A 23,306-nucleotide genomic window follows, 5' to 3' on the forward strand; every position below is an offset into this window, starting at 1 on the left:
ATTATCGTTAAAACAGTAAAATTCATTTTTAATGAAGACAATTATTAATTTCCTATTTCTTGTAGGAATATCTACTGTATATGCACAAAACAGCCTATCAGGAAAAATTACAGACACTAATAACCAACCACTTTTAGGAGTTGAAATATACTCTGACCAATTACATAAGGGAACCATTACCAATGAAGATGGTACTTATAACCTACAAAACATTCCTAACGGAAAAGTAACTTTCAACTTTTCTTTTTTAGGATTTAAAACTATCTCAAAAGAATTTCATTTTAACAGTGAAAATATTTCTTTTGATGTACAATTAGAAGAATCAATTTTTAAGATTGATGAAGTTATCATCTCTACTCCTTTCAACAAATTACAGTCTGAAAACGTAATGAAAGTTGAACGCCTTTCGGCAAGAGCAATTAAAAAAACCGGTGCGACAACACTTTCTGAGGGAATTACCAATATTGCAGGAGTTTCTCAAGTTTCCACAGGAACATCTATCGGAAAACCTGTGATTAGAGGTTTAAGTGGAAACAGAGTTTTGGTGTATACACAAGGAATCCGTTTAGAAAATCAACAATTTGGTGGTGAGCATGGCTTAGGAATTAACGATGCTGGTGTTGCCGGTGTTGAAGTTATTAAAGGGCCTGCATCTCTTTTATACGGTTCTGATGCTTTAGGTGGTGTTTTATACATTCAACCTGAAAAATTTGTTCCTGAAAACACTACAAAACTGAATGTTAGTCAACGTTATTTTAGTAACACCTTAGGTACAAATACTTCTCTTGGTTTTAAATCTTCTTTAAAAAATTGGCAATTTTTAGCTAGAGGAACTTATGCACAACACGCAGATTATAAAACACCTGATTATAGAGTTACGAATACTCGTTTTAATGAAAAAGATTTAAAATTAGGTATTGGTTTCCACGAGAAAAACTTTTCTTCTGAATTACGTTACAACTTCAACAATTCTAAATTAGGATTAACTGAAGGAATTGGTGAGCAAACCAAAGAAACGCATTTAGAAATTCCTTATCAAGATATTGATAATCACATTATTAGTTTGCATACGCATGTTTTCTTTAAGAAATCAAAATTAGACATCGATTTAGGATACACGATTAATAACCGTCAAGAGTTTGAAGAGCACCACGATCACGAAGAAGATGAAAATGAAGAAGAACATGAACATCACGAAGAAGGGGAAGCTGCCTTAGATATGAAACTAAAAACTTTTAGTTATAATACGAAATATCATCTTCCTAAATTCGGAAAATTTGAAGTTTTAGTAGGTGCACAAGGTTTACATCAAACCAATACTAACTTTGGTGAAGAATTGTTAATTCCGAATGCTACGGTAAACGATTTTGGAGTATTTACTACTGCTAACTTTGAGTGGAATAATAACACTTCTTTACAAGCTGGTATTCGTTATGACAATAGAGGAATTACTACAGAACGACACGAAGTAGCTCATGAAGATGAAATTCATGTTTTTGAAGCTATAGATAAATCTTACAATAGTTTTACAGCTTCTTTTGGTGCTAAAACCAAGCTTTTTGATGCGGTAACTACTCGTATAAATATTGCAAGTGGATTTAGAGCACCAAACCTTGCTGAATTAACTTCTAATGGAGTGCATCACGGTACCAATCGTTTCGAAGTAGGAAATAACAACCTAGTAAATGAGAAAAATTTACAATTTGATCTTTCTTTGGATTATAACACTGAACACTTTGAGTTATTTGCCAATGGTTTTTATAATAAATTAAACGATTACATCTACTTATCTCCAACTGGTGAGATTGAAGACGAAGCTCCTGTTTACACCTATTTACAAGAAAATGCTAAATTATACGGTGGTGAATTTGGTTTTCATTTGCATCCTCACCCTTTAGATTGGTTACATTTAGAAAGTAGTTTTGAAATGGTTATTGGAAAGCAAGATAATGGTAACTATTTACCGTTAATTCCTGCTAACACTTTAAAAAACACGCTTAGAACTGAATTTTCTAACGAAAAATGGTTGCCAAACGGATATGCATCTGTAAGCTTACATTCCTACTTTAAACAGGATAATATTAGTGAATTTGAAACAGCTACTCCTGCTTATAACTTAGTTAGTTTAGGTATAGGTGGCGATATAATGATTAGTAAATATACCTTTACTACATCGTTAACTGTTAATAATTTATTTGATAAGAAGTATATCAATCACTTATCAAGATTAAAGCCAGATACTATTTTTAATTCAGGTAGAAATATTGTTTTAGGAATAAATTTCACTATTTAACCAAAAAAATAACTCCCCGGTAATACTATTACTGGGGAGCTTTTATATAAACAAACTTTAACTTAATAAAGTTTTTAATTCTTTTCCTTTTTAAGCAATTCCGGAAACTTACGTTTAAACCGATTTAATCGAGGAATTGAAACTCGTTGTACATACGGATTCTCCGGATGCAATCGTTCATAGTTTTGATGATATTCTTCTGCTGGATAAAACTTTTCTAGCTTTGTAACTTCAGTAACTATCTTCCCTTTATATACTTCTTTGTTTAGTTTTCTAATCGTATTTTCTATAATTTCTTTTTCTTGTGGTGTTTGATAAAACGCGATCGATCTGTATTGCGAACCATAGTCTGGATGTTGTCCGTTTTTCGTTGTTGGATCATGCGAACCAAAAAATACAGTTACTAATGTTTTAAAACTAACTTTTTTCGGGTTGTAATATACCGCTACCGATTCTGCATGTCCTGTTTTGCCTGTTCCAATAGTTTTATACGTAGGATTTTTTGTATGTCCTCCTGCATATCCTGATATAACTTCCTCTACTCCATTTACACTTTCAAAAATTGCTTCTACACACCAAAAACAACCACTTGCAAAATAAGCTACTTTTGTTTCTGAACTTGTTTGTACTGATACCTCTTTTAGTTTATCTTCTTTTTTTTGTGAGAAACTTAATAACGTTACCGCTAAAACAACAGCTGTAAATACTATTACTCCCTTGAATATCTTCATATAATTAGTATTATTTATATGTTAGTTGGTCGTACAAAGAATACAATTTTTACAATTGTTTACAACTTTAATATTTCCTTAAGAATTTTGTTTGCGTGTTGCCACTGTGTTTTCTATTTTTGTTCAAGTAAACAGTAGATTTTAATGGAACATTTTATAGTATCGGCACGTAAATATCGTCCTCAAAATTTTGAAGATGTGGTAGGGCAACAAGCCATTACTAATACGTTAGAAAATGCTATACAAAACAACCATTTAGCTCAAGCTTTATTGTTTACAGGACCTCGTGGAGTTGGTAAAACATCGTGTGCTCGTATCTTGGCTAAACGTATTAACCAAGAAGATGCAACTACAGATGATGAAGATTTTGCTTTTAATATTTTTGAATTAGATGCGGCTTCTAACAACTCGGTTGATGACATTCGTAACCTTACCGATCAAGTTCGAATCCCACCTCAAACAGGAAAGTATAAAGTTTATATTATTGATGAGGTTCACATGCTTTCTCAAGCCGCTTTTAATGCTTTTTTAAAAACGTTAGAAGAACCACCTGCACATGCAATTTTTATTTTAGCAACTACAGAAAAGCATAAAATTATACCAACGATATTATCTCGTTGTCAAATTTTTGATTTTAAACGTATTGGTGTTTTAGATGCTAAAGAGTATTTAAAAACAATTTGTGCTAAGGAGAATATTACTGCTGAAGATGATGCATTACATGTAATTGCTCAAAAAGCTGACGGAGCCATGCGTGATGCGCTTTCTATTTTTGATAGAGTTGTAAGTTTCTCAGGAAATAACTTAACTCGCGAAGCGGTTACGCAAAACCTTAATGTGTTAGACTACGATGTTTATTTTAACATTACCGATTTATTACTTCAGAATAAAATTCCAGAAGTCTTAATGGCATTTAATGATGTGTTAGGAAAAGGTTTTGAGGGACATCATTTTATAAACGGTTTAGCTTCTCACTTTAGAGATTTGTTAGTAGCCAAAGATCAAGCGACTATTGCTTTATTGGAAGTTGGAGACAATACTAAAAAACGATACTTAGAACAAGCTACCAAAGCTAGCATGCAGTTTTTAATGCCTGCGATAGATAAGGCTAATGATTGCGACTTAAAATATCGAGGAAGTAAAAACCAACGATTATTGGTAGAACTTACTTTAATGCAAATTGCCTCTATCACTTTTGATGGAGCAAAAAAAAAATCTAGCAACTACATAATTCCTGCTACTTTTTTTACCTCTTTATCTCCTTCTGTTAAAAAGACTGAAGTGAAACCTGTTGTTGCAAAAACTCCTAAAAAAGCGGAAACAGCTCCGGTAACAGCCACAGTTACAAAAGAAACTCCTGCTAAACCAATTTTAAAGAATATTAAACGACGTACTTCTGCCTTATCTTTAAAGAGTTTACAGCAAAAAAAAGATGTTAAGGTAAATTTAGATGAAGAAGAAAACTACGATAATCATCCTAAAACACCTTTTTCTATAGATGAATTAAAAGATGCTTGGAAGAAGTACTATTTTCAACTTCAACGTTTAGGGGAACAGAGTATGGCCGCAATTATAGCCTCTGATGAGCCCAAATTAGAGGAAGATTTTACCATCATATTTGCTGTACCTAGTGACTTAATGAAGTCACAGTTAGAAAAAGGAAAACCAAAATTATTACGTTTCTTACGCGAAAAACTTAATAATTACGGAATACAAATTAATGTAAAGGTTAACGAAACTATAGAAAAAAAGTTTGCCTATACTCCTCAGGAGAAGTATGACAAACTCAAAGAAAAAAATCCGTTACTTGAAAAGTTGAAAAGTACTTTTGGTTTAGATGTTTAGGTTTTTTCCTAAATAAACAACTATCCAACCTTCAATTTTCTTTACATCATGCTCAAACTCAGAAATTAATAAGATTTCATTAGTACTTTTATTCTTAACTAAAATTGGAATAGACTTAACTTCATCATGTATTTTCTCTATTTTAGTTTTATACTCTTGAACTGAATTAACTTGGGTTTCATGAATCTCTGGAAACTCTCTTACTGCTTCCATTATATTGATATAATCATCTTCGATTGTAAATAGATGATCTTCATCTTCATAATCTTTTGTTATTACTTCTTGAGAAGTAGCTAAACGATAGGCTCCTTGTTCTCCGAAAATTGAAGAAAAATTTGAAATCACAAATTTATTAATTGAATCACTCCCTGTCATAGCAACCAAATAACCTACATCATTTAATTCAATATTATCCGTAAGTTCATCGTCATAAACATTTATTTCAAGTGACTCTAATCCTTCTGCTTTTGCTTTTTCTACATTTTCCGAGTTAGAATCAATTAAAACAACTCTTCTTTTATTCTCTTTCAAATATTTTGCTATTAACCTCGCTACATCTGATGCACCTACAATCATGATTGCATTAGATCGTTTTAAGAATACCCCAACTATTTTTGCAAATAATCGTGCTGTCGTTGCATTTAACAATACAGTTCCTAGTACAATCATAAATACTAACGGAGTAATGTATTCTGCTCCTTCTACTCCTTGCTTTAATAGCTTACTTCCAAATAGAGAAGCAATACCTGCAGCAACAATACCTCTTGGTCCTACCCAACTAATAAATAATTTTTCATTGGTTTTTAAATTAGATTTTGAAGTACTTAAGAAAACTGCTAGAGGACGAATTACAAAAACAATTAATGCAAATAATAATAATGTTTTCCAATCGTATAAAAGCATTAATTCTTTATAATCGATGTTGGCTGACAATAAGATAAACAGTATTGAAATTAGTAATACACTAAGTGATTCTTTAAAGTATAAAATCTCTTTTAAATTCTTCAACTTACTATTTCCTAATACCATTCCCATAACCACAACTGCTAATAATCCTGATTCATGGGCAAATAATTCAGATTCTACAAATACTAATAAAACAGTAGATAATGACACTACATTTAATAAGTAATGTGGCACCCACTTTTTATTAATAACGAAAATTAAAGCATGTGCAAAGGTGAATCCGAAAGTAGTTCCGAATAAAATGATTTTTAAGAATTCTAATAAAGCTGTTCCTGTAAAACCTGCATCTCCTCCAACACTAATAAATTCAAAAACAAGTACCGCTACTAAAGCTCCGATAGGATCAATTAAAATACCTTCCCATTTTAAAACTGCGGAAACATCCTTTTTAAGTGGTATATTTCTGAGAATTGGTGTTATAACGGTTGGTCCTGTTACAATAATTAACCCTGAAAATAAAAATGATAACTCCCAACCTAAACCAAAAACATAATGAGCAATAATAGCACCTCCAAAAAAGGTAACTGCTGCTCCTAAGGTTATTAATTTCGTAATTACAGGACCTATATTTTTAATTTCTCCACGTCGCAAGGTTAACCCTCCTTCAAAAAGAATGATACTAATTGATAACGAAACAAAATAATACAAACCATCACCAGGAAATAATCCTTTTTCTCCATTCCATACGGGTTCTATCCATTTACTTCCATCTTCATTAAAAAATTCTGCTGCAATTGGACCTACAAGTAGTCCAATTAAAATTAAAGGTAAAATTGCTGGAATTTTAAATCTCCACGCTACCCATTGAGCTAAAATTCCTAATATAATTATCCCCGCTAGTTCTAACATATTTAATATTTAAAAAAAACTAAAAATACAGCTTTTAATTAAACTGCTTTTACATTTACTTACTTTTTTATCTCTATAATTCTCTTTAATTCATTACCATGGTCATCTATAGCTGTAACTGTGTAAGTCCCTTCTTTAGGCAAAATTGCTTGTTCGTGATACTGCTTTGTAATACCTACAAACTGCTCGTTTAAATACCAGTAAACTTTTGCTTCTGAATTACTGTGTGTTAACTTTAAAATTATAGGATGTAATTGATTATCTTCTCCTCTTGTTAACGAAACTTTTGTTATACTTTTTGAAGGAAAAACAAAGCCCATTAAATTACTTTCTAATCGATTACAGTCAGACCTATAGGTAGGTAATGGTCTATAATCAGCATTGTTTTGTTGATAATAATGAGCCATTAACGGAGGTAATACAAACCATGATTTGGGTTTCATGTTTAAAATGGATTCACAGTTCGAATTTACTCTGAATTTTTCAAGTTTATCAACCATAATTTGTTGATGATATGGGCATGATAGTGCTTTCATTGCACTTTTTTGAACTCTTTTTGTAATGGACGTACAAATAGGTTTAGCTAAAAAACCACTTTTCTCACAAATAGCTACTTCTATCAAATCTTCATAAGGTTCTAAAAACCAATTTGATTTTGGCAAAATATCAAAAACATTAAACATTAACGGCGCAGCGCTTCCTACTCCTGTAAGATCTGGGCGTCCTTCTCCATCAGAATTTCCTATCCATACTCCTACCACATATTTTGGGGTTACACCAATAGACCATGCATCTTTATTCCCAAAACTGGTTCCAGTTTTCCACGCTATTTTTTGAGATGAATCGTAATATTTCCAAGCTTGATCTGTATAAGGTCTATTTACTTCTAACAAAGTGTTTAGTGTTAAAAATGTAGCTCCAGCATCTAAAGTTGTATAGTCTTTTTGAACTTTTCCAAAATTTGGATTTCCTTCAAATAAAAAATTGGGTTCTATAAATTCCTTCTGATAATATTTATGCTTTAATTCTTCATAGTGATTTACAATTCCTGCATAGCCTGCAAAAGTTTTGCATAAATCCCATAAACTAGCTTCTGCTCCACCTAAAATCAATGAAAGTCCATAATAATCTGCTAACCTATTAATATCATTAATATGATACGCTTTAATGTCTTCTCTAAACTTTTCTAATCCATAACGTTGTAACATACGTACTGAAGGAATATTTAACGAACGGGTTAATGCTTCATTGGCTGGAACAGCTCCATCAAAAGTTAAATTGAAGTTTTTTGGTGAATACCCTGCTATTTCTGTTGGTACATCTGCGACTAATTGACTAGGTAGTAAATCTCCCGATTGTAGCATTTGCGCATATAAAAAAGGCTTTAAAGTACTTCCTGTACTTCTTGGAGCGATGATATTGTTCACATCTTTTTGATGTGCTTTATCGGTTGGAGAATTCCCTACATAAGACAGTACTTTTCTTGTTTTAACATCTAACACCAATACTGCCATATTGTAGACTTCATTTTGTTTTTGACGGAAATAATGCTGCTTTACTAAATTATTTACTTGTCTTTGCAAATGGATATCAACAGAGCTTTTTACGCGTTTTCCTCTATACTGTTTCGTTACTTCTTGTACAAAATGTGGTGCGACTGTAGGTAACGGATATGGTTTTTGTGGTAACTCTTCTTCAATAGCTAAATCATACGTAATTTGATCAATTATACCTTCTTCATGCAGTTTTTGTAATAACCTATTTCTTTTATTTTTTAGCTTTTGTTGATTTTTTCCCGGATAAATCAACGACGGAGCATTAGGCAATACAGCTAAAGTTGCTGTTTCCGCCCATGACAATTGATGTGGTTTTAAACCAAAATAACGCCAAGAAGCCATTTCTAACCCAACAACATTTCCTCCATAAGGAGCATGAGATGCATAGAGGTTTAGAATTTCTTTTTTTGAGTGACGAAATTCTAATCGAGTGGCTAGGATTAGCTCTTGAAATTTTTCAAAATAGGAACGTTCTTTATTCTTTCTTGATAAGCGAATTACTTGCTGTGTCAATGTGCTTCCTCCTCGTACAACTCTTTTCGCTTTGATGTTTTCTACCATTGCTTTTCCTATTGAAATAGGATTGAATCCGAAATGATTGTAGAAATAAGCGTCTTCAAACTGTAAAATACAATGTTCGAATTTTTTAGGCACAGAATCTAACTCAGGAAATCGCCACTGACCATCACTAGCAATAACAGCTCCTAACAATTCATTATTTTTTGCAGTAACAACTGTTGATGTAGGTGTCTCAAATAATTTTTTAGGTAAACAGAAATAATAAACAATCACCACGAACACTGTGATGATTGTTTTGATTTTATTTTGTTGTATCCATTTGAAAATTGTTTGCATAAATTATTTTATGTGTCAAATTTCTCCTAAAAAAATATCCCTCGTACCCTCTTTTAAAATTTAACAAATAACAAACAATCACTATAAAAACCGTAATGATTGTTTAGGAACTATTTACTTAATTACCTTAATCCACTGTCCCCCTGCTGGCGCAAGCGTCTCGCTTGTGCTGCTTACAACGTTATAGTTTAAATATTATCTGTTAACATATCTTCTTTTTCTTTACATGCCTTTACTCATACTGTCACGAGCAAGATGCTCGCGCTAGCGGGGTATTTTACTTTTCTAATTCATATTATACAAGACAAACAAATTGCTTTATATGTTGTTGACATGCTTTTTTATTGTTTTTTCTGTATATGCACAGATTGCAAATCCGCGCTATCGAGTTTTTATTTTTTAATCTTTTTTTGTAAAAATTTTAAAAAAGCTTTTTATTCCTTCTAATCTATTTGGCACATAAATATTTGTACCATGCTCTTCATTATCTTTTATTTGAAAATACGCTCCTATAGGTAATAGTAACAGCCCAGACCAACCTAGTACTGTTATAAAATACCCTAAGCAAATAATTATTCCTTTCTTTATATTTGGAATACTTCCAAGAATGGTTTCTTTATTTATAGCTAGATATACTAACTTTTCTTTACTATAAATTACTTCTAAAGTGTTTATGAAACTTAGCTCAATCTCATTCAAACTAATAGGAAGTGAATTAAAAAACTCTTCTTCATTTTTAATTAAATTCTCTTTTTTTAAAACTCCTAATAAAGTTTTGTATTTCTCATCTGGTATATAGTACTGAAAATGAACTGTTTTTTTATTGGTTACTATATTAAGATTTAACCTATTCCTCATTAATGGATGTATATCCAGGTTATTATATTTTAAATCAATCCTTTTTACTTTATTAAATACTTCAGGTTTTGTATTTATATCTCTATCACCATTTAAGATATCTAGTCCTCCTATAAATGCTAATAAAGCAGCAATGCCTACATAGGCTAGCGTATATAAAATAAAATTACTTTTAGACATGTTAACTTTAGTTTTATTACTCTTCTTTTTCTGGAGGAAATGGGTATTCATCTAAAGGTAACCAACTATCCCCTTTCATTGCTAAATACTTTTCTAAACTTCCTAATTGATATGCAAAGTCATAAATAAGTTCAATTGAGATTTCTTTGATATCTAAGGTTACAAAAGATGTTCCATCTGCATAGTCTGTATTAATCAATTCAATTTCTGTATTATTATTATTATTAAATTTATAAACTAATTGTTCAACTGCTAAAGGTGAATAAACTATTTTTTTTATTTTCATTTTTAATATTTTAAACCATCTATTAATATAACTTTTACATTAGGGAACATTGTACTAAAATCTTGTATCACTCCTTGACAAGACATACAATAAGGTAGTTCTGAAACTAACTTTATCTCCCCTGCTGGCGCAAGCGTCTCGCTTGTGCTGCTTACAACATTATAGTTTAAATTATTATCTGTTAACATATCTTCTTTTTCTTTACATGCCTTTACTCATACTGTCACGAGCAAGATGCTCGCGCTAGCGGGGTTTGCATAAATTATTTTATGTGTCAAATTTCTCCTAAAAAATATCCCTCGTACCCTCTTTTAAAATTTAACAAATAACAAACAATCACTATAAAAACCGTAATGATTGTTTAGGAACTATTTACTTAATTACCTTAATCCACTGTCCCTTAGTACGAGCTATATAATCGTTGTCATACATTGCTTCTACTTGTACTCCTGGTAAATAATATTCACCTAAATACGAAGCATTCACTAATACTCTAAATGTTTTGGTTTCGTACTTCTTCAAGGTAAAGTAGTTACTGATACTTGCATCTCGTATATCGGTATAATCTACTTTTGAAGATGTGGTAATGTTTCCAAAATCGGTAAAACGAGTATTCACAATTTCCCAACCTGAAGGAATATATTGTGTTAATGCTACATTATCAATCGTTTCACTTGTTGGATTCTTTACTGTAACTTCAGCTACAAAGTTAGTTCCTTGTGACAAGTTATCTGGAGTAATACGAGCTCCATCTTTTGTTTTATATGTAATAGTTGTTTCTAAATTCTTTTGGAATACTTTTTCCTCACCAACTGGTAATATCCCTTTGTTTAGTATACGTACATATAAAACACCACTGTTTTTGTTTGTTATTTTTAATGAGTTCTCCTTTTGAATTGCGATTAAATCTTTTGCTAACAACGATTTTGAAGTACTTGCTTCTCCTGATGCCTTATTTAAAATATAGTTGACATTAATTCCATCACTATCACCATTTTTCATTGCATATTGGCTCATTGCTAATAAACTATATGCTGTTGTTTGCGTACTCATCCAATTGTTACTAGATAAATCTTCAGCAATCTCTTTTGCTAATTTTATTGACTTCATTTCATCATCCAGTAGCATATAAGTTTCTAAAGACATAGCTTTGTTTCTAGTTTCAGAACCATAGTTTGAATAATATCGTTTTGTATAGGTATAACCAGTTATTCCTTTTAAAATAGATTTTGCTATAGCCTTTTTACCTATTAAAGCATACGCACTTGCTAATCTCATTTTTGCTTCATCTGAAACTCCCATTGATTCTCGTAAACGGTTCATTGATGCTAAATCAGGACTATTTGCTAAACTCAACGTATATAATCTATATGCTTGTGATAAAGAATTGTTGTAATAACGTGAGTTATTTCTCCAATTACGTGCTTGTTGTTTTTGATATCCTATCCATTTTGATTTGAATCCAATAGGTAACACATATCCTTTCTTCTCTGCTTCTATCATAAAATGTCCTGCATAAGACGTTCCCCAACTATCTGCAGTACTATTTCCTTGCCAGTATGACAACCCTCCATTAGATAATTGGAAATCTGATAAACGTTGAATTGCTGCTTTTATATTTCTTTCTGTTGAAGCTATCTTTTCTTTTGATAATTCAAATAATTCTGGTAAAAACAACTGTGGAAAAGCCCCAGAAGTGGTTTGCTCTACACAACCATGTGGATAACGAATTAAATACCCTAAACGCTTTGTAAAGTTCATTGGAGGTAATGTAGATAACTCTAACGTAGCTCCATTAGTTCCTCTGGTTCCAAAACTAGTGAAGTTTAACTCTCCTTGTTCGTTCGAATTTAACACTAAATCTTTTACCTCGGTCGTAACTGGATTCGGATTTAAGACATCAATCTCTACTTCGTAAGATGCTTTTTCTCTTCCTGAACTTGCATCTATTTTCACCTTACCAATTCCTTTAAAATCGTTCACTTTTAAGGTGAAATACGCCATTTTTTCATCTGGCTGACTAAATGAAACGGTTTGTGTTTTATCTCCTACAATAGTATATGCTTCGTTTGGTTGTACTGTAACTTTTACATTTTTGATATTTGGCTTCATTGCAAAAACAGTTACTGGTAAAGTAACAGTTTCTTGAGGAGTTATTTTACGCGGTAATGATGCTAAAATCATAACAGGTTTACGTACAAAAGCTGTTTTTTCATCACGACCATATGCATCTTTTTTAGTATCCGTAGCTACAACCATAGCACGAACAGAACCTACATATTTAGGTATTTTAATCTTGTGTTCCTTAATATCTCCCATTTCTAAATCGAAAGGTCCTAAATAGGTTACCATTGGTTTGAATCGGTTAGCTTTACGGTTTTTACTTCCCGCTTCTGCTTCATCACCTCCAATACTTAATATTTGATTTACTTTTCCACCGTAAGCACCAATAACGTCATCAAAAATATCCCATGTTTTTACTCCTAAAGATTGACGTGCATAGAACACTCCCCAAGGGTTTGGAGTTTTAAAACGTGTTAAATCTAACAAGCCTTCATCTACTAACGCAATGGTATAGGTCATCGCCCTACCTTTTTCTTCTTTTACTCGAACGGTAGCGGTAGATTCTGGTCGTAACTCGTCTGCTAACTGGATTATTGGTTCTAATTTCGTTGCAGGGTTATGTACCAACATTGGTATTGATCCATACATACGAATTGGTAAATCGTTTACTGTTTGACTATGTTTTTGTAACAATGAAATGTTTACAAATACATTTGGTGTATAACTCGCTTTTACTGGAAAACTAAACGATGTTTGTTGTGCTTGTGTTGGTACCCAAAAATGATCTAATACTTCTGTTCCGTTTTCTATGGTAATAAACGCTTTTCCTCCTTCTGAAGATGGAAACTTAACAGTTGCTTTTTCATCTACTTCATACGATTCTTTATCGGTTGTAAATATCAACATCGTAGCATTACTCTTATCTTGGTTTCCTTTTTTCTTAGCATACCAAGAAGGCCAATCAAAATACACTACATTTGAGGTAACGTGTTTACTTTTTGAATCTTTTACTTTTATTAAATAACGTCCCCAATCGTTTTCATCAACCTTTAGTTTAAAGGTTCCTTTACCATTTGCGTTTGTAGTTACTTTTAGTTTTTTATAAGGTTCATGATAACGTGTACCATCATAACTAGACAATCCATTATCAGAAGTACTCCACCACCAACGCCATGATAATTTATATACATTTACTTCTAAAGTATTTGCTATTCCTACTCCTTCTTCGTTTACTGAAGCTACATTAAATGTATAGTTTTCATCTGTAAATAAATAGTTTTTAGATTGTGGTTCTTCCGCATCTTGTAACCCTGCATATGAAGTATACGGTGACACTTTATTAGAAAATACATCGGTACTAAAGTCTCCTCCATTTTCATACACTTTTGTAATAAAACTCGCTCTTAACATTCCTGGAGCTTTACTATCTAATTTAGGCTTTACCGAAAATTTAGTAGTTCCTTCATTACTTAAACTTCCTTTTAGTACTTTAAACTCTTCTGTTCCAAATCGACGAGTTACATCATCAAAATTATAGTTTTTGTATTTTGGGAACTCTGTATTCGTTTGTGAGAATTTTCCGTTAATATCTAACTTTAACCCTCTTGCTATTGCTCCATGTAACCATTTTACTTCTACATCTCCTGTAATAGTTGAGTTTGCTTTAATGAATTCTGAATCTGTAGCTAGTTTAATTTTTAATCGATTCGGTTTTATAGTTTCAACTTTCAATGTTTTGTTGAAAACAGCTCCTCCAACACTTACACGTACTTTCCAATTACCAGTAATAGCTTCTGGATTTGTTACTGGAGCGTATGCATATACATTGTTTGACTTTTTTGGAAGTACTTTTCTATCGATTATTTTTCCTCGTGGGTTAATTAATTCGTATTTTATTGGGTGTCCCTCTGGAATTGGATTCGCATTATCATTTAAAACAAAAGTTAAGAATAGTTGATCTCCTGGTCTCCAAACTCCTCGTTCTCCATAAATATACCCTTTGATTCCTTCTTGTAATTTTACTCCAGAAACATCGAACTTACTCATTGAAAGTGCTTCTCCGTCTTTCAATTTCACATAAGTTGTATTGTTATTTTTAGTTACTACTGCAAAAAAGGCATTTGTAACATCAGAAAAAGACACAACCCCCTCTTTATTAGTTGTAGCTGAAGCTACTTCTTGTTTTTGTAGGTTGTATAAACTTACTTTAGCTCCTTCAATAGCGTTTGTAGTAAGTATATCTGTAACTGCTACTAGTGTTTTATTATTATTTCCTTTTTTTACTATAACACCAATATTCGTAGCTAAAATATTGGTGCTTATATTTTTATTATAATAATATGAAGTTGTACAAGGGTTTTCTCTATCTCTCCAACTATAATCATAATAGTAGTCATCATAATAATTAGGACTATCATAACTTTTAGTGTCTATTTCTTTTTTACCGAACACTATAGTTTTCGTTGAAACACCTTCAGCACATTTATAATTTGAATAGTCTTTGTTAAAAGAAAACTCAACTCTATACATTGCTCCATTTTCTACTTTTACTATTTCAGCTAAATCAATAGCAAAAGCATTTTCTTTACTTAAATCTAATCCTTGATTACCCAGGTTTACTGTATATTTAGCTACTGGACGCCCAACATATCGTAGGTTTCCTTGATTACTTAAATCATTATATTGTAAAAATTGTAGTACATTTTCTTTATAAACTTTATAGACAGTTGCATCAACTGCTTTTAAGTTTACTGCACTAAAGTTAATTTTTAAATTACTAGAGTTTGGAAGTATAGATCCACTTTTTATAAACTTTACAGCAGGTTTTAATTCTTCAAAATACACTGTTTTAATCGTATTTTCTTTCAAAGCATAACCATCTGCACTCTTAATTCCTTTGAATATTTCTATATCTACTTTTTGTGTAAATGATGATTTAGGATATACAGTTACTTTGTTACTATTCACTTTATATGTGAAAGCTCTTTTTTGAGTGTTTAAAAACTGAATTAATCCTTTTAAGTTTTGTGATTTTTGTAATGGGTCTGAAAAACTTATTTCTATATGCTGTTTATCTGTATCAACAACTTCTACACTTAATACTTTAAAGTTGTTTTTCCCTGTAATAGTTACTTCTCTACTTCCTTTAGATTCTGACTGAACTGGTGCTCCTGTCCATTCTACCTTTAATTGTTTGTCTTCCTCATAGCGTTCTATACTGTCTATCTTAAAGTAAACTTTAGAACTTACTTTTCCAACAGTACTAAACTTTATAAGCTTTGTCTTTCCATTATAGGTAGCTTTTACTAAAGATGGTACTTTATCTGTTTCTATAATATCACTCGCTGTCAATTCTCCCTCAACTGCATATAAGTTTTTATTATAAACGCTTGGAGATTGTAAGGAAACATTAAATAATAATTCTTTAGTTTTTACATTAACATTAAAACTCTCTAAGTTCTCATCAATATCTTCGTATAACTTTGATAAATGAAGTGTTATTGAGTATTCTTGATTACTTTTTAATTTTTCAGCAGGAACGAAAACTAACTCATTATCGTTTAAAACTACTTCCCCTTTTATAGCTGGTTTGGTAGTAATAACTTCAGTTGCTTCAAAATTTGTTGTTATTTTCTTTTTTAATACAAACTTTAAGTTTGGGGTTACCGATATTAGTTTATCGGGAAAAACACTAATATACTCACCAAACTCATTAACGTTACTTTCTGTAGTAACTGTTTTTTTACACGAATTAGCAGTAATCATTAAAAAGATTAATGCAAAAACGCCAATAATTTTTCTCATTTTTTTTAGTAGCTGTAATTTCATTTTTTTAGAAGTTTTGACTTTCTCTATTCTTTATAAAACTAATGAAAAATATTTTTAAAAGATTATCCTATTTAGAATCTGTAGCAATTCATTTAGTATTCGTAATTCGAATCAATATTTTTAAGCAATTTTATTAAGAGACTTTTTTTAACAGCAAATTTACCATTTTTAGGGTATTTACTATACAATTAGTGCTTATATTTTTTACTTTTACATCCTCAATTACACGATATGCTTGGATTACAATTTGACACGGAAACTTCATGGGTTGAAGTTGCTAAAAATGGATTAGAACAGTTACTAACCGATCATGCTTTTGCTGAACAAAAAGCTGCTTCGAATGCTGTGTCAATTATTATCAATTACTCTGAAGAAACAGCACTTGTTAAGGACATGAGTGATATTGCCATTGAAGAAATGGAACATTTTAGAATGGTGCATAACATAATGATAGAACGAGGTATGGTTTTAGGACAGGCTACTAAAAATGACTATGCTTTACGATTACAAAAGTTTTTTCCACACACGAAAGACAGAACTGAAGCCCTAATACATCGTTTATTGGTTGCTGCTTTAATTGAAGCTCGAAGTTGTGAACGTTTTAAGGTTTTTGCTGATAACATGGAAGATGAACAATTATCTAAATTTTATATCGATTTAATGGTTTCTGAAGCAAATCATTACACCTTATTTTTAGGGTATGCTCGTAAGTATATGGATCGTGAAATCGTTGATAAAAAATGGGAAGATTTATTAGCTTTTGAAGCCAAAATGATGAGAGAAAGAGGTAAAACTGCAAAAGTTCACGGATAGTGTTTAGTAAAGAAGAATCTGCTCGGTTACGTAAAGAATTTTGGACAAGTTTTGGAAAGTCTTTTCCAAGAAAATGGTTGTTATACAATACCAAAATAAAAGGGTTTTCTTTTAAATTTCAGGCGGACAGAAAAAAAGCTTCTGTTTGTTTAGATTTTGAACACCCTGAAGAAATAGCCAATGAATTACTTTATGATCAGCTACTTTCTTTAAAAAAAATACTGGAAAGTGAATATTTACCTGAGGTTATTTTTGATGATAACTTTGAACTAGATAATCACAAGGTTATTCGTAGAATTTATGTCCCTTTTGACAAAAAATTCAGCATTCACAATAAAGATACTTGGCGAGATTGTTATGAGTTTTATGTTGAAACTATGACTCAATTTGAACTGTTTTTTTATGAGTATGATGACTTTATAAAACAAGCTATCTAATCACAGGAAAAAGCCCCTTTTTACCTCAAAAACATACAATTAACTTGTTTTGTATTGAGTTTTCGTTATATCTTTGCAAAGTTTTTTTGATTAACCCCTTAACCCCCTAATCATGAATAACTACCCCCTTAAGTTATTAGTGCTTTGTTGTGCGCTAATATTGACGTCTTGTTCGTCTAATGAAACTGAAATAATTGACAACCCTGAAATGTCAGCTAGCATCAGTGAAAAACCGATTGAAGCAGATATCTTAGGTCTAATTAACACGTATAGAGTTAATAATGGCTTTTCTTCACTAAGCAAGTTACAAACTATTAAGTCACAAACAAGCAATCATACCAACTATATGATTGAGAAAGACGAGGTTTCACACGACTTTTTTTACCAACGCAAAGAGTATTTAGCTGAAAATGCTGATGCTATTAAAGTAGGTGAAAATGTAGCTTATGGCTATTCTACTGCTGAAGCTGTAGTTAATGCTTGGATTAAAAGCGAAGGTCACAAAGAAAATATTGAAGGCGATTATACTCACTTTGAAGTTACTGCTGAAAAAAGCGCTAACGGTAAATGGTATTACACTAACATTTTTGTAAAAAAGTAGTAAACTTAAATTAAAACCCCAATCCAACATGCGCATTGAATCGGGGCTAAAGAAAACTACTCTACGGGAGACTAATTACTTATTTTCACCTTTATAATTATTCGTGATTATAAATTTTGATCGTCTGTTTTCTTGATGTTCTTCTTCGGTACATTTAACACCGTTAGAACACTTATTTATCAATTGTTTTTCTCCATAACCAATAGCACTTTGAATTCTGTGTTTGGCTATATCACGTGAATAAATATAATCTCTAGTAGATTTTGCTCTTCTATCAGATAAAATTTCATTGTATCGGTCACTTCCTCTGCTGTCTGTATGTGCTTCAATTTTTATAATCATTTTCGGATTATTTTTTAACACTCTTACTATATGCTCTAACTCGTAAGCAGCATCAGGACGAATATTCCATTTATTAAAATCAAAGAATATTGGGTCAATTACAATCTCATTACCTATAATTAATGGTGTTAAATATAAATCACGATCTATTTCTATACCTCTTACATCTGTCGTTTCAATATTATTAATGAAGTCATCTTTATAATCTAGTTTTGTTCCTCTTAATCTAAATATCTTCTCGCATTCTACTTCAAAAATATAAGAAGCGTCTTCTTGTGTAACAAATCTTTGTATTACCTTACCTTGGGCATCTATTAATTCTACTAAAGTATTTGGCAACAATTCTTTTGTTCTTTTATCAAAAGTTCTCCCTTTAATATATTGTTTACACTTTAAGGTTTTAAACTTATATAAATCATCCTGTCCTTTTCCTCCTGGTCGGTTAGAAGAAAAGTACCCTGTTTTTGCATCTTCATTATAAAAGAAAGCAAAATCATCATATCCACTATTAAATGGAGCTCCTATATTTATAACTTCTGACGAGTTATTTTTTAGTAAATCAGATTTAAAAATATCTAATAATCCTAAATTTGCATATCCATCCGAAGAAAAATATAGTGTATAATCTTTAGCTACAAACGGAAACATTTCTCTATCAGCTGTATTAATTTTCTCTCCTAAGTTTATTGGTGCTCCATACTCTCCATTAGGTAAAATAGCTACTTTGTAAATATCGGTTGCTCCAAAACCTCCAGGTCTATCAGATGTAAAATACAATGTTTTTTCATCCGGACTCAATGCTGGATGTCCACTAGAATACATTTTATCATTAAACGGTAACTCTTCAATATTATCCCATTGCCCGTTAACCAACGTGGCTTTGAATATTTTTAAATGCGATGTACCTTTTTTACTATACTCTAGTTTTTTCTTTTCGTTTAAATTATTTCTTGTAAAATATAACGTTTGTCCGTCTTTAGTTATTGCTACACTCGATTCATGAAAACCCGTATTAATTTTAGAAGATACAATAGGAATAACACTTGCTATACTATCTTCATCTTTTTCATTTTTAATAATTTTGGCTTGATATAAGTCTAAATACGGTTGGTTATTCCATTCATAAATTTCTCCATCTTTTTTTCTTGTCGAAGCAAAATATAGTTTTTGTCCATTTACATACGTTCCAAACTCTGAGTTTTTAGTATTAATTTCTAAGTTTGCTACTACTACAGAGTCTTTATTAAGTGTTTTTAGCTTATCATAATCTACAATTCCTATTTTGGTAACTACATCAGGTATTTTTTGCAGCCACTTATCTGCTTTTTCGTATTCACCAAGACTTCTAAGTGATTGTACATATTTATATATAGCTTCATCACTTAAACCTTCATCTCTATTGGAAGCCACCCCATACCAATAAGCAGCTTGTTTAGAGTTTGAGTTATTATAATAACAATCTGCCAACCTTGTTATCATATCCACCCCATCGTCTCCTTCGTTTATGGCTTTTTTATAGAATTCAGCAGCCTTTATATAGGAGTATTCTTTATAGAATTTATCAGCTACTTTTCTTTGTGAAAAAGCAAAACATGATAAAAAAAGTAATATAAATGTAATTTTTGTTTTCATAAGTGTGCTTTTTAAAAGTATCTAGGTGATTTTGTTCTATATGCTTTAGGCTGTAATTCAAACATCAATAATACCTCATGAGTACCATTTGAATATTGATTAATATCAGATAATGGATGTTCGTAAGCATATCCTATTCTAAACTGACGAGAGACTTGAAAATCTACCAAAGCTCCTAATGCTCCTGTATACTCGTTAATTCTATAAGATCCGCCTAACCAAAGCTTTTCATTAAACAAAAAATTTGCTGTAATATCATACGATAAAGGTGCTCCGTTTGTTGCTTTAATTAAAGTTGCTGGCTTAAATTTTACATTATCACTTAAATCAAATACATAACCTCCTGTTAAGTAATAACTCACCTTATCTACAACTCCGTAATTAATTCCATTAACTTGTAAATCATTATGGTCTATATTTAATAGCCTCGGAGCCGACAATCCTACATACCATTTATTAGTATGCATTAATACACCACTACCTATGTTAGGTTCCCATCTATTTTGAATTCCTGAGATACCTGGATCAGATGGTTCTGCAGCTATTAAAGCATAATCAATATTATATTGAGTAAAACCTGCTTTAAGACCAAAGGCTAATTTTATAGTACTGTTAAGTTTAATCGTGTAAGAAAAATCTCCATATAAATAGGTGAACTTTTCGTATCCAAGCTTATCGTTAATAAACGATAAGCCTAGACCGATTTTATCATTCCTTAGAGGTGAGTGAACAGATAAAGTTTGCGTTTCAGGCGCTCTTTCTAATCCTGCCCACTGGCTTCTATGCAACCCAACTATACTCAACACTTCTCTACTACCTGCATAAGCAGGGTTTATGGAAATTGTATTGTACATGTACTGGGTAAATTGTGGTAACTGTTGCGATTGTACGGTAAAAATACCTGCAAATAGTAACACAACAATTGCTTGTAATATTCTGTAATTATGGTTCATAGCTTATAATATTATTTGGTTCCTAAATAAATTGCTCCTGTAAATGGTTTTAAACCACTATTTTCTAATATTACAATGTAGTAATATGTACCTGCTGGTAATCTTTTAGCCCCTCCAAACTTAGTTCCATCAGAAACTCCATTCCAATTATTGGCATAATTGTTAGACTCAAAGACTTGTGCTCCCCAACGGTTAAATATTTTCACATTTACTATAAATCCACAAGATTCTACTCCTGTTACTTCAAAGAATTCATTCCATGAATCTCCATTAGGGGTTACTGCTTTTGATATTACCACATCTTCTTGTCCACATGGTAATACAATACAGTCATCGTTTAAATTAATCGTAACTTTTATTGACCTTAAACATCCATTATTTGGTTCAGTATAAGTGAATACATAGTCTCCTAAACTTAAACCTGATGGATCAAAACTTGCATCGTCCGATAATACTACATTTCCTTGTGTAACTTCCCAACTACCTTCTTCACTTGGGTTAGCTACATAATCATTCAAATTAATTTCTCCATCGTCTATACATTTAGAATCAGCTATTTCTGTTACCGATGTATTGACTGTTACTGTAATGGTTTGTGTAAATTCAGCTACGTTTCCACAATCATCAGAAACTGTCCATGTTCTTGTAATCATATAATTACTATCAGTTCCATCAAACGTACTTGTCTCTTCAAAATTTGTTTGAGTTACGTTTGCTGAACAATTATCAGTAAATTCTAAAGTTGGAACCTCTGGAACATTATCACATTCAACTGTAATATCTTCTAAAGTAGAAACTAATTCTGGTGCTTCAGTATCTTCAACATTAATTACTTGAGTATGTGAAACTGTATTCCCTGCACAATCTTGAACTGTCCATGTTCTGGTAATTGTATATTCTGTTGCACAGTCATCATCTTGTCCTGCAAACTCTTCTGAATAATTTACTGTAACTGATGAACTACAATTATCTGTCGCTGTTAATACCGCTGCTTCAGGAATTGTATCACAACTTACTGTTACATCCGCAGGTAATTCTTCTACAAACTCTGGAGATATCGTATCTTCTACTGTTACTACTTGAGAGTGTGAAGTTTCATTTCCTGCACAATCTTGAACTGTCCATGTTCTGGTAATTGTATATTCTGTTACACAGTCATCATCTTGTCCTGCAAACTCTTCTGAATAATTTACTGTAACTGATGAACTACAATTATCTGTCGCTGTTAATACCGCTGCTTCAGGAATTGTATCACAACTTATCGTTACATCCGCAGGTAATTCTTCTACAAACTCTGGAGCTACCGTATCTTCTACTGATACTACTTGAGAGTGTGAAGTTTCATTTCCTGCACAATCTTGAACTGTCCATGTTCTAGTAATTGTATATTCTGTTACACAGTCATCATCTTGTCCAGTAATTACTTCGTTTGGAATTACGGTTACTGACGGATCACAATTGTCTGTCGCTGTCAAGGTTTCCATTACTGGAATGTTATCACAACTTACTGTGATTTCTGCTGCTGGTAACTCTTCTACAAATTCTGGTGATACTGTGTCTTCTACTGTGATTACTTGAATATGAGTAGTCGTGTTTCCTGAACAATCTGATACCGTCCATTTTCTTGTAATTAAGTATTCCGATCCACAAGCATCGTCATCTCCACTTTTTACTTCACTTGGAATTACGGTTACTGATGGATCACAATTGTCTGTCGCTGTTAGTGTTTCCATCACTGGAATATTATCACAACTTACTGTAATTTCTGCTGCTGGTAACTCCTCTACAAACTCTGGAGCTACTGTATCTTCTACTGTTACTACTTGAGAATGTGAAGTTTCATTTCCTGCACAATCTTGAACTGTCCATGTTCTGGTAATTGTATATTCTGTTGCACAGTCATCATCTTGTCCTGCAAACTCTTCTGAATAATTTACTGTAACTGATGAACTACAATTATCTGTCGCTGTTAATACCGCTGCTTCAGGAATTGTATCACAACTTACTGTTACATCCGCAGGTAATTCTTCTACAAACTCTGGAGCTACCGTATCTTCTACTGTTACTACTTGAGAGTGTGAAGTTTCATTTCCTGCACAATCTTGAACTGTCCATGTTCTAGTAATTGTATATTCTGTTACACATTCATCGTCTTGTCCTGCAAACTCTTCTGAGTAATTTACAGTTACAGATGCATCACAATTGTCGGTTGCGGTT

At 31.9% G+C, this 23,306-nt stretch carries 15 protein-coding genes; 5 read left to right on the forward strand and 10 right to left on the reverse strand.

Annotation, left to right across the window (positions count from 1 at the left end):
• Positions 1–31 precede the first annotated feature (31 nt).
• Positions 32–2,293, forward strand: a complete 2,262-nt coding sequence (locus tag Q0663_RS10600; protein ID WP_299010679.1) for a TonB-dependent receptor — start codon at positions 32–34, stop codon at positions 2,291–2,293.
• A gap of 74 nt (positions 2,294–2,367) precedes the next feature.
• Here the strand turns inward: Q0663_RS10600 and msrA are convergent, their stop codons facing one another.
• Positions 2,368–3,024 carry a peptide-methionine (S)-S-oxide reductase MsrA gene (msrA, locus tag Q0663_RS10605; protein ID WP_299010682.1) on the reverse strand — a complete coding sequence of 219 codons (657 nt, stop codon included), beginning with the start codon at positions 3,022–3,024 and terminating at the stop codon, positions 2,368–2,370.
• A 144-nt stretch (positions 3,025–3,168) separates the two neighbouring features.
• Here msrA and dnaX point away from each other — a divergent pair, with 144 nt between their 5' ends.
• Positions 3,169–4,869: a DNA polymerase III subunit gamma/tau gene (dnaX, locus tag Q0663_RS10610; RefSeq protein ID WP_299010685.1), complete on the forward strand. Its 1,701-nt coding sequence runs from the start codon at positions 3,169–3,171 to the stop codon at positions 4,867–4,869.
• Here the strand turns inward: dnaX and Q0663_RS10615 are convergent.
• The 6 genes from Q0663_RS10615 to Q0663_RS10640 form a co-directional block, all read right to left on the reverse strand.
• Complete coding sequence (locus Q0663_RS10615; protein ID WP_299010687.1) at positions 4,858–6,684, reverse strand: sodium:proton antiporter; 1,827 nt, start codon at positions 6,682–6,684, stop codon at positions 4,858–4,860. The genes dnaX and Q0663_RS10615 overlap by 12 nt on opposite strands.
• 59 nt (positions 6,685–6,743) lie before the next feature.
• Positions 6,744–9,095 carry a penicillin-binding protein 1C gene (gene pbpC / locus Q0663_RS10620; RefSeq protein ID WP_299010688.1) on the reverse strand — a complete coding sequence of 784 codons (2,352 nt, stop codon included), beginning with the start codon at positions 9,093–9,095 and terminating at the stop codon, positions 6,744–6,746.
• A gap of 399 nt (positions 9,096–9,494) precedes the next feature.
• Positions 9,495–10,133, reverse strand: coding sequence for a hypothetical protein (locus Q0663_RS10625; protein WP_299010691.1), 639 nt, complete (start codon positions 10,131–10,133; stop codon positions 9,495–9,497).
• A gap of 16 nt (positions 10,134–10,149) precedes the next feature.
• Positions 10,150–10,419, reverse strand: a complete 270-nt coding sequence (locus Q0663_RS10630; RefSeq protein ID WP_299010694.1) for a hypothetical protein — start codon at positions 10,417–10,419, stop codon at positions 10,150–10,152.
• Positions 10,420–10,421: 2 nt separating this feature from the next.
• Positions 10,422–10,607: a deaminase domain-containing protein gene (locus tag Q0663_RS10635; protein ID WP_299010697.1), complete on the reverse strand. Its 186-nt coding sequence runs from the start codon at positions 10,605–10,607 to the stop codon at positions 10,422–10,424.
• Between the two features lie 184 nt (positions 10,608–10,791).
• Complete coding sequence (locus tag Q0663_RS10640) at positions 10,792–16,287, reverse strand: MG2 domain-containing protein (protein ID WP_299010703.1); 5,496 nt, start codon at positions 16,285–16,287, stop codon at positions 10,792–10,794.
• A gap of 255 nt (positions 16,288–16,542) precedes the next feature.
• On the opposite strand from Q0663_RS10640, the gene Q0663_RS10645 reads away from it, so the two are divergent.
• From Q0663_RS10645 to Q0663_RS10655, 3 genes are all read left to right on the forward strand, one after another.
• Positions 16,543–17,124, forward strand: coding sequence for a tRNA-(ms[2]io[6]A)-hydroxylase (locus Q0663_RS10645; protein WP_299010706.1), 582 nt, complete (start codon positions 16,543–16,545; stop codon positions 17,122–17,124).
• Positions 17,124–17,561, forward strand: a complete 438-nt coding sequence (locus tag Q0663_RS10650; RefSeq protein WP_299010709.1) for a DUF4268 domain-containing protein — start codon at positions 17,124–17,126, stop codon at positions 17,559–17,561. Before Q0663_RS10645 ends, Q0663_RS10650 begins: the two co-directional genes overlap by 1 nt.
• Before the next feature lie 160 nt (positions 17,562–17,721).
• Positions 17,722–18,162 carry a CAP domain-containing protein gene (locus tag Q0663_RS10655; protein ID WP_299010712.1) on the forward strand — a complete coding sequence of 147 codons (441 nt, stop codon included), beginning with the start codon at positions 17,722–17,724 and terminating at the stop codon, positions 18,160–18,162.
• A 75-nt stretch (positions 18,163–18,237) separates the two neighbouring features.
• On the opposite strand, the gene Q0663_RS10660 is transcribed toward Q0663_RS10655, so the two are convergent.
• The 3 genes from Q0663_RS10660 to Q0663_RS10670 all read right to left on the reverse strand — a co-directional run.
• On the reverse strand, positions 18,238–20,136 hold the full coding sequence (locus Q0663_RS10660) for an OmpA family protein (protein WP_299010714.1): 1,899 nt from the start codon (positions 20,134–20,136) through the stop codon (positions 18,238–18,240).
• Between the two features lie 11 nt (positions 20,137–20,147).
• The gene (locus Q0663_RS10665; protein ID WP_299010717.1) at positions 20,148–21,089 is read right to left on the reverse strand and encodes a type IX secretion system membrane protein PorP/SprF; all 942 of its coding nucleotides are present in this window, start codon (positions 21,087–21,089) and stop codon (positions 20,148–20,150) included.
• Positions 21,090–21,100: 11 nt separating this feature from the next.
• Positions 21,101–23,306 (reverse strand): gliding motility-associated C-terminal domain-containing protein (locus Q0663_RS10670; RefSeq protein ID WP_299010719.1); only part of this gene is annotated, 2,206 nt, incomplete at its 5' end.

It is taken from the genome of uncultured Tenacibaculum sp., assembly GCF_947504135.1.
Taxonomy (GTDB): domain Bacteria; phylum Bacteroidota; class Bacteroidia; order Flavobacteriales; family Flavobacteriaceae; genus Polaribacter.

Bases quoted from the DNA above. Each gene is read 5' to 3' on its own strand.
- Q0663_RS10600 (WP_299010679.1), top strand. From the start codon at position 32: ATGAAGACAATTATTAATTTCCTATTTCTTGTAGGAATATCTACTGTA.
- msrA (WP_299010682.1), bottom strand. From the start codon at position 3,024: ATGAAGATATTCAAGGGAGTAATAGTATTTACAGCTGTTGTTTTAGCG.
- dnaX (WP_299010685.1), top strand. From the start codon at position 3,169: ATGGAACATTTTATAGTATCGGCACGTAAATATCGTCCTCAAAATTTT.
- Q0663_RS10615 (WP_299010687.1), bottom strand. From the start codon at position 6,684: ATGTTAGAACTAGCGGGGATAATTATATTAGGAATTTTAGCTCAATGG.
- pbpC (WP_299010688.1), bottom strand. From the start codon at position 9,095: ATGCAAACAATTTTCAAATGGATACAACAAAATAAAATCAAAACAATC.
- Q0663_RS10625 (WP_299010691.1), bottom strand. From the start codon at position 10,133: ATGTCTAAAAGTAATTTTATTTTATATACGCTAGCCTATGTAGGCATT.
- Q0663_RS10630 (WP_299010694.1), bottom strand. From the start codon at position 10,419: ATGAAAATAAAAAAAATAGTTTATTCACCTTTAGCAGTTGAACAATTA.
- Q0663_RS10635 (WP_299010697.1), bottom strand. From the start codon at position 10,607: ATGTTAACAGATAATAATTTAAACTATAATGTTGTAAGCAGCACAAGC.
- Q0663_RS10640 (WP_299010703.1), bottom strand. From the start codon at position 16,287: ATGAGAAAAATTATTGGCGTTTTTGCATTAATCTTTTTAATGATTACT.
- Q0663_RS10645 (WP_299010706.1), top strand. From the start codon at position 16,543: ATGCTTGGATTACAATTTGACACGGAAACTTCATGGGTTGAAGTTGCT.
- Q0663_RS10660 (WP_299010714.1), bottom strand. From the start codon at position 20,136: ATGAAAACAAAAATTACATTTATATTACTTTTTTTATCATGTTTTGCT.
- Q0663_RS10665 (WP_299010717.1), bottom strand. From the start codon at position 21,089: ATGAACCATAATTACAGAATATTACAAGCAATTGTTGTGTTACTATTT.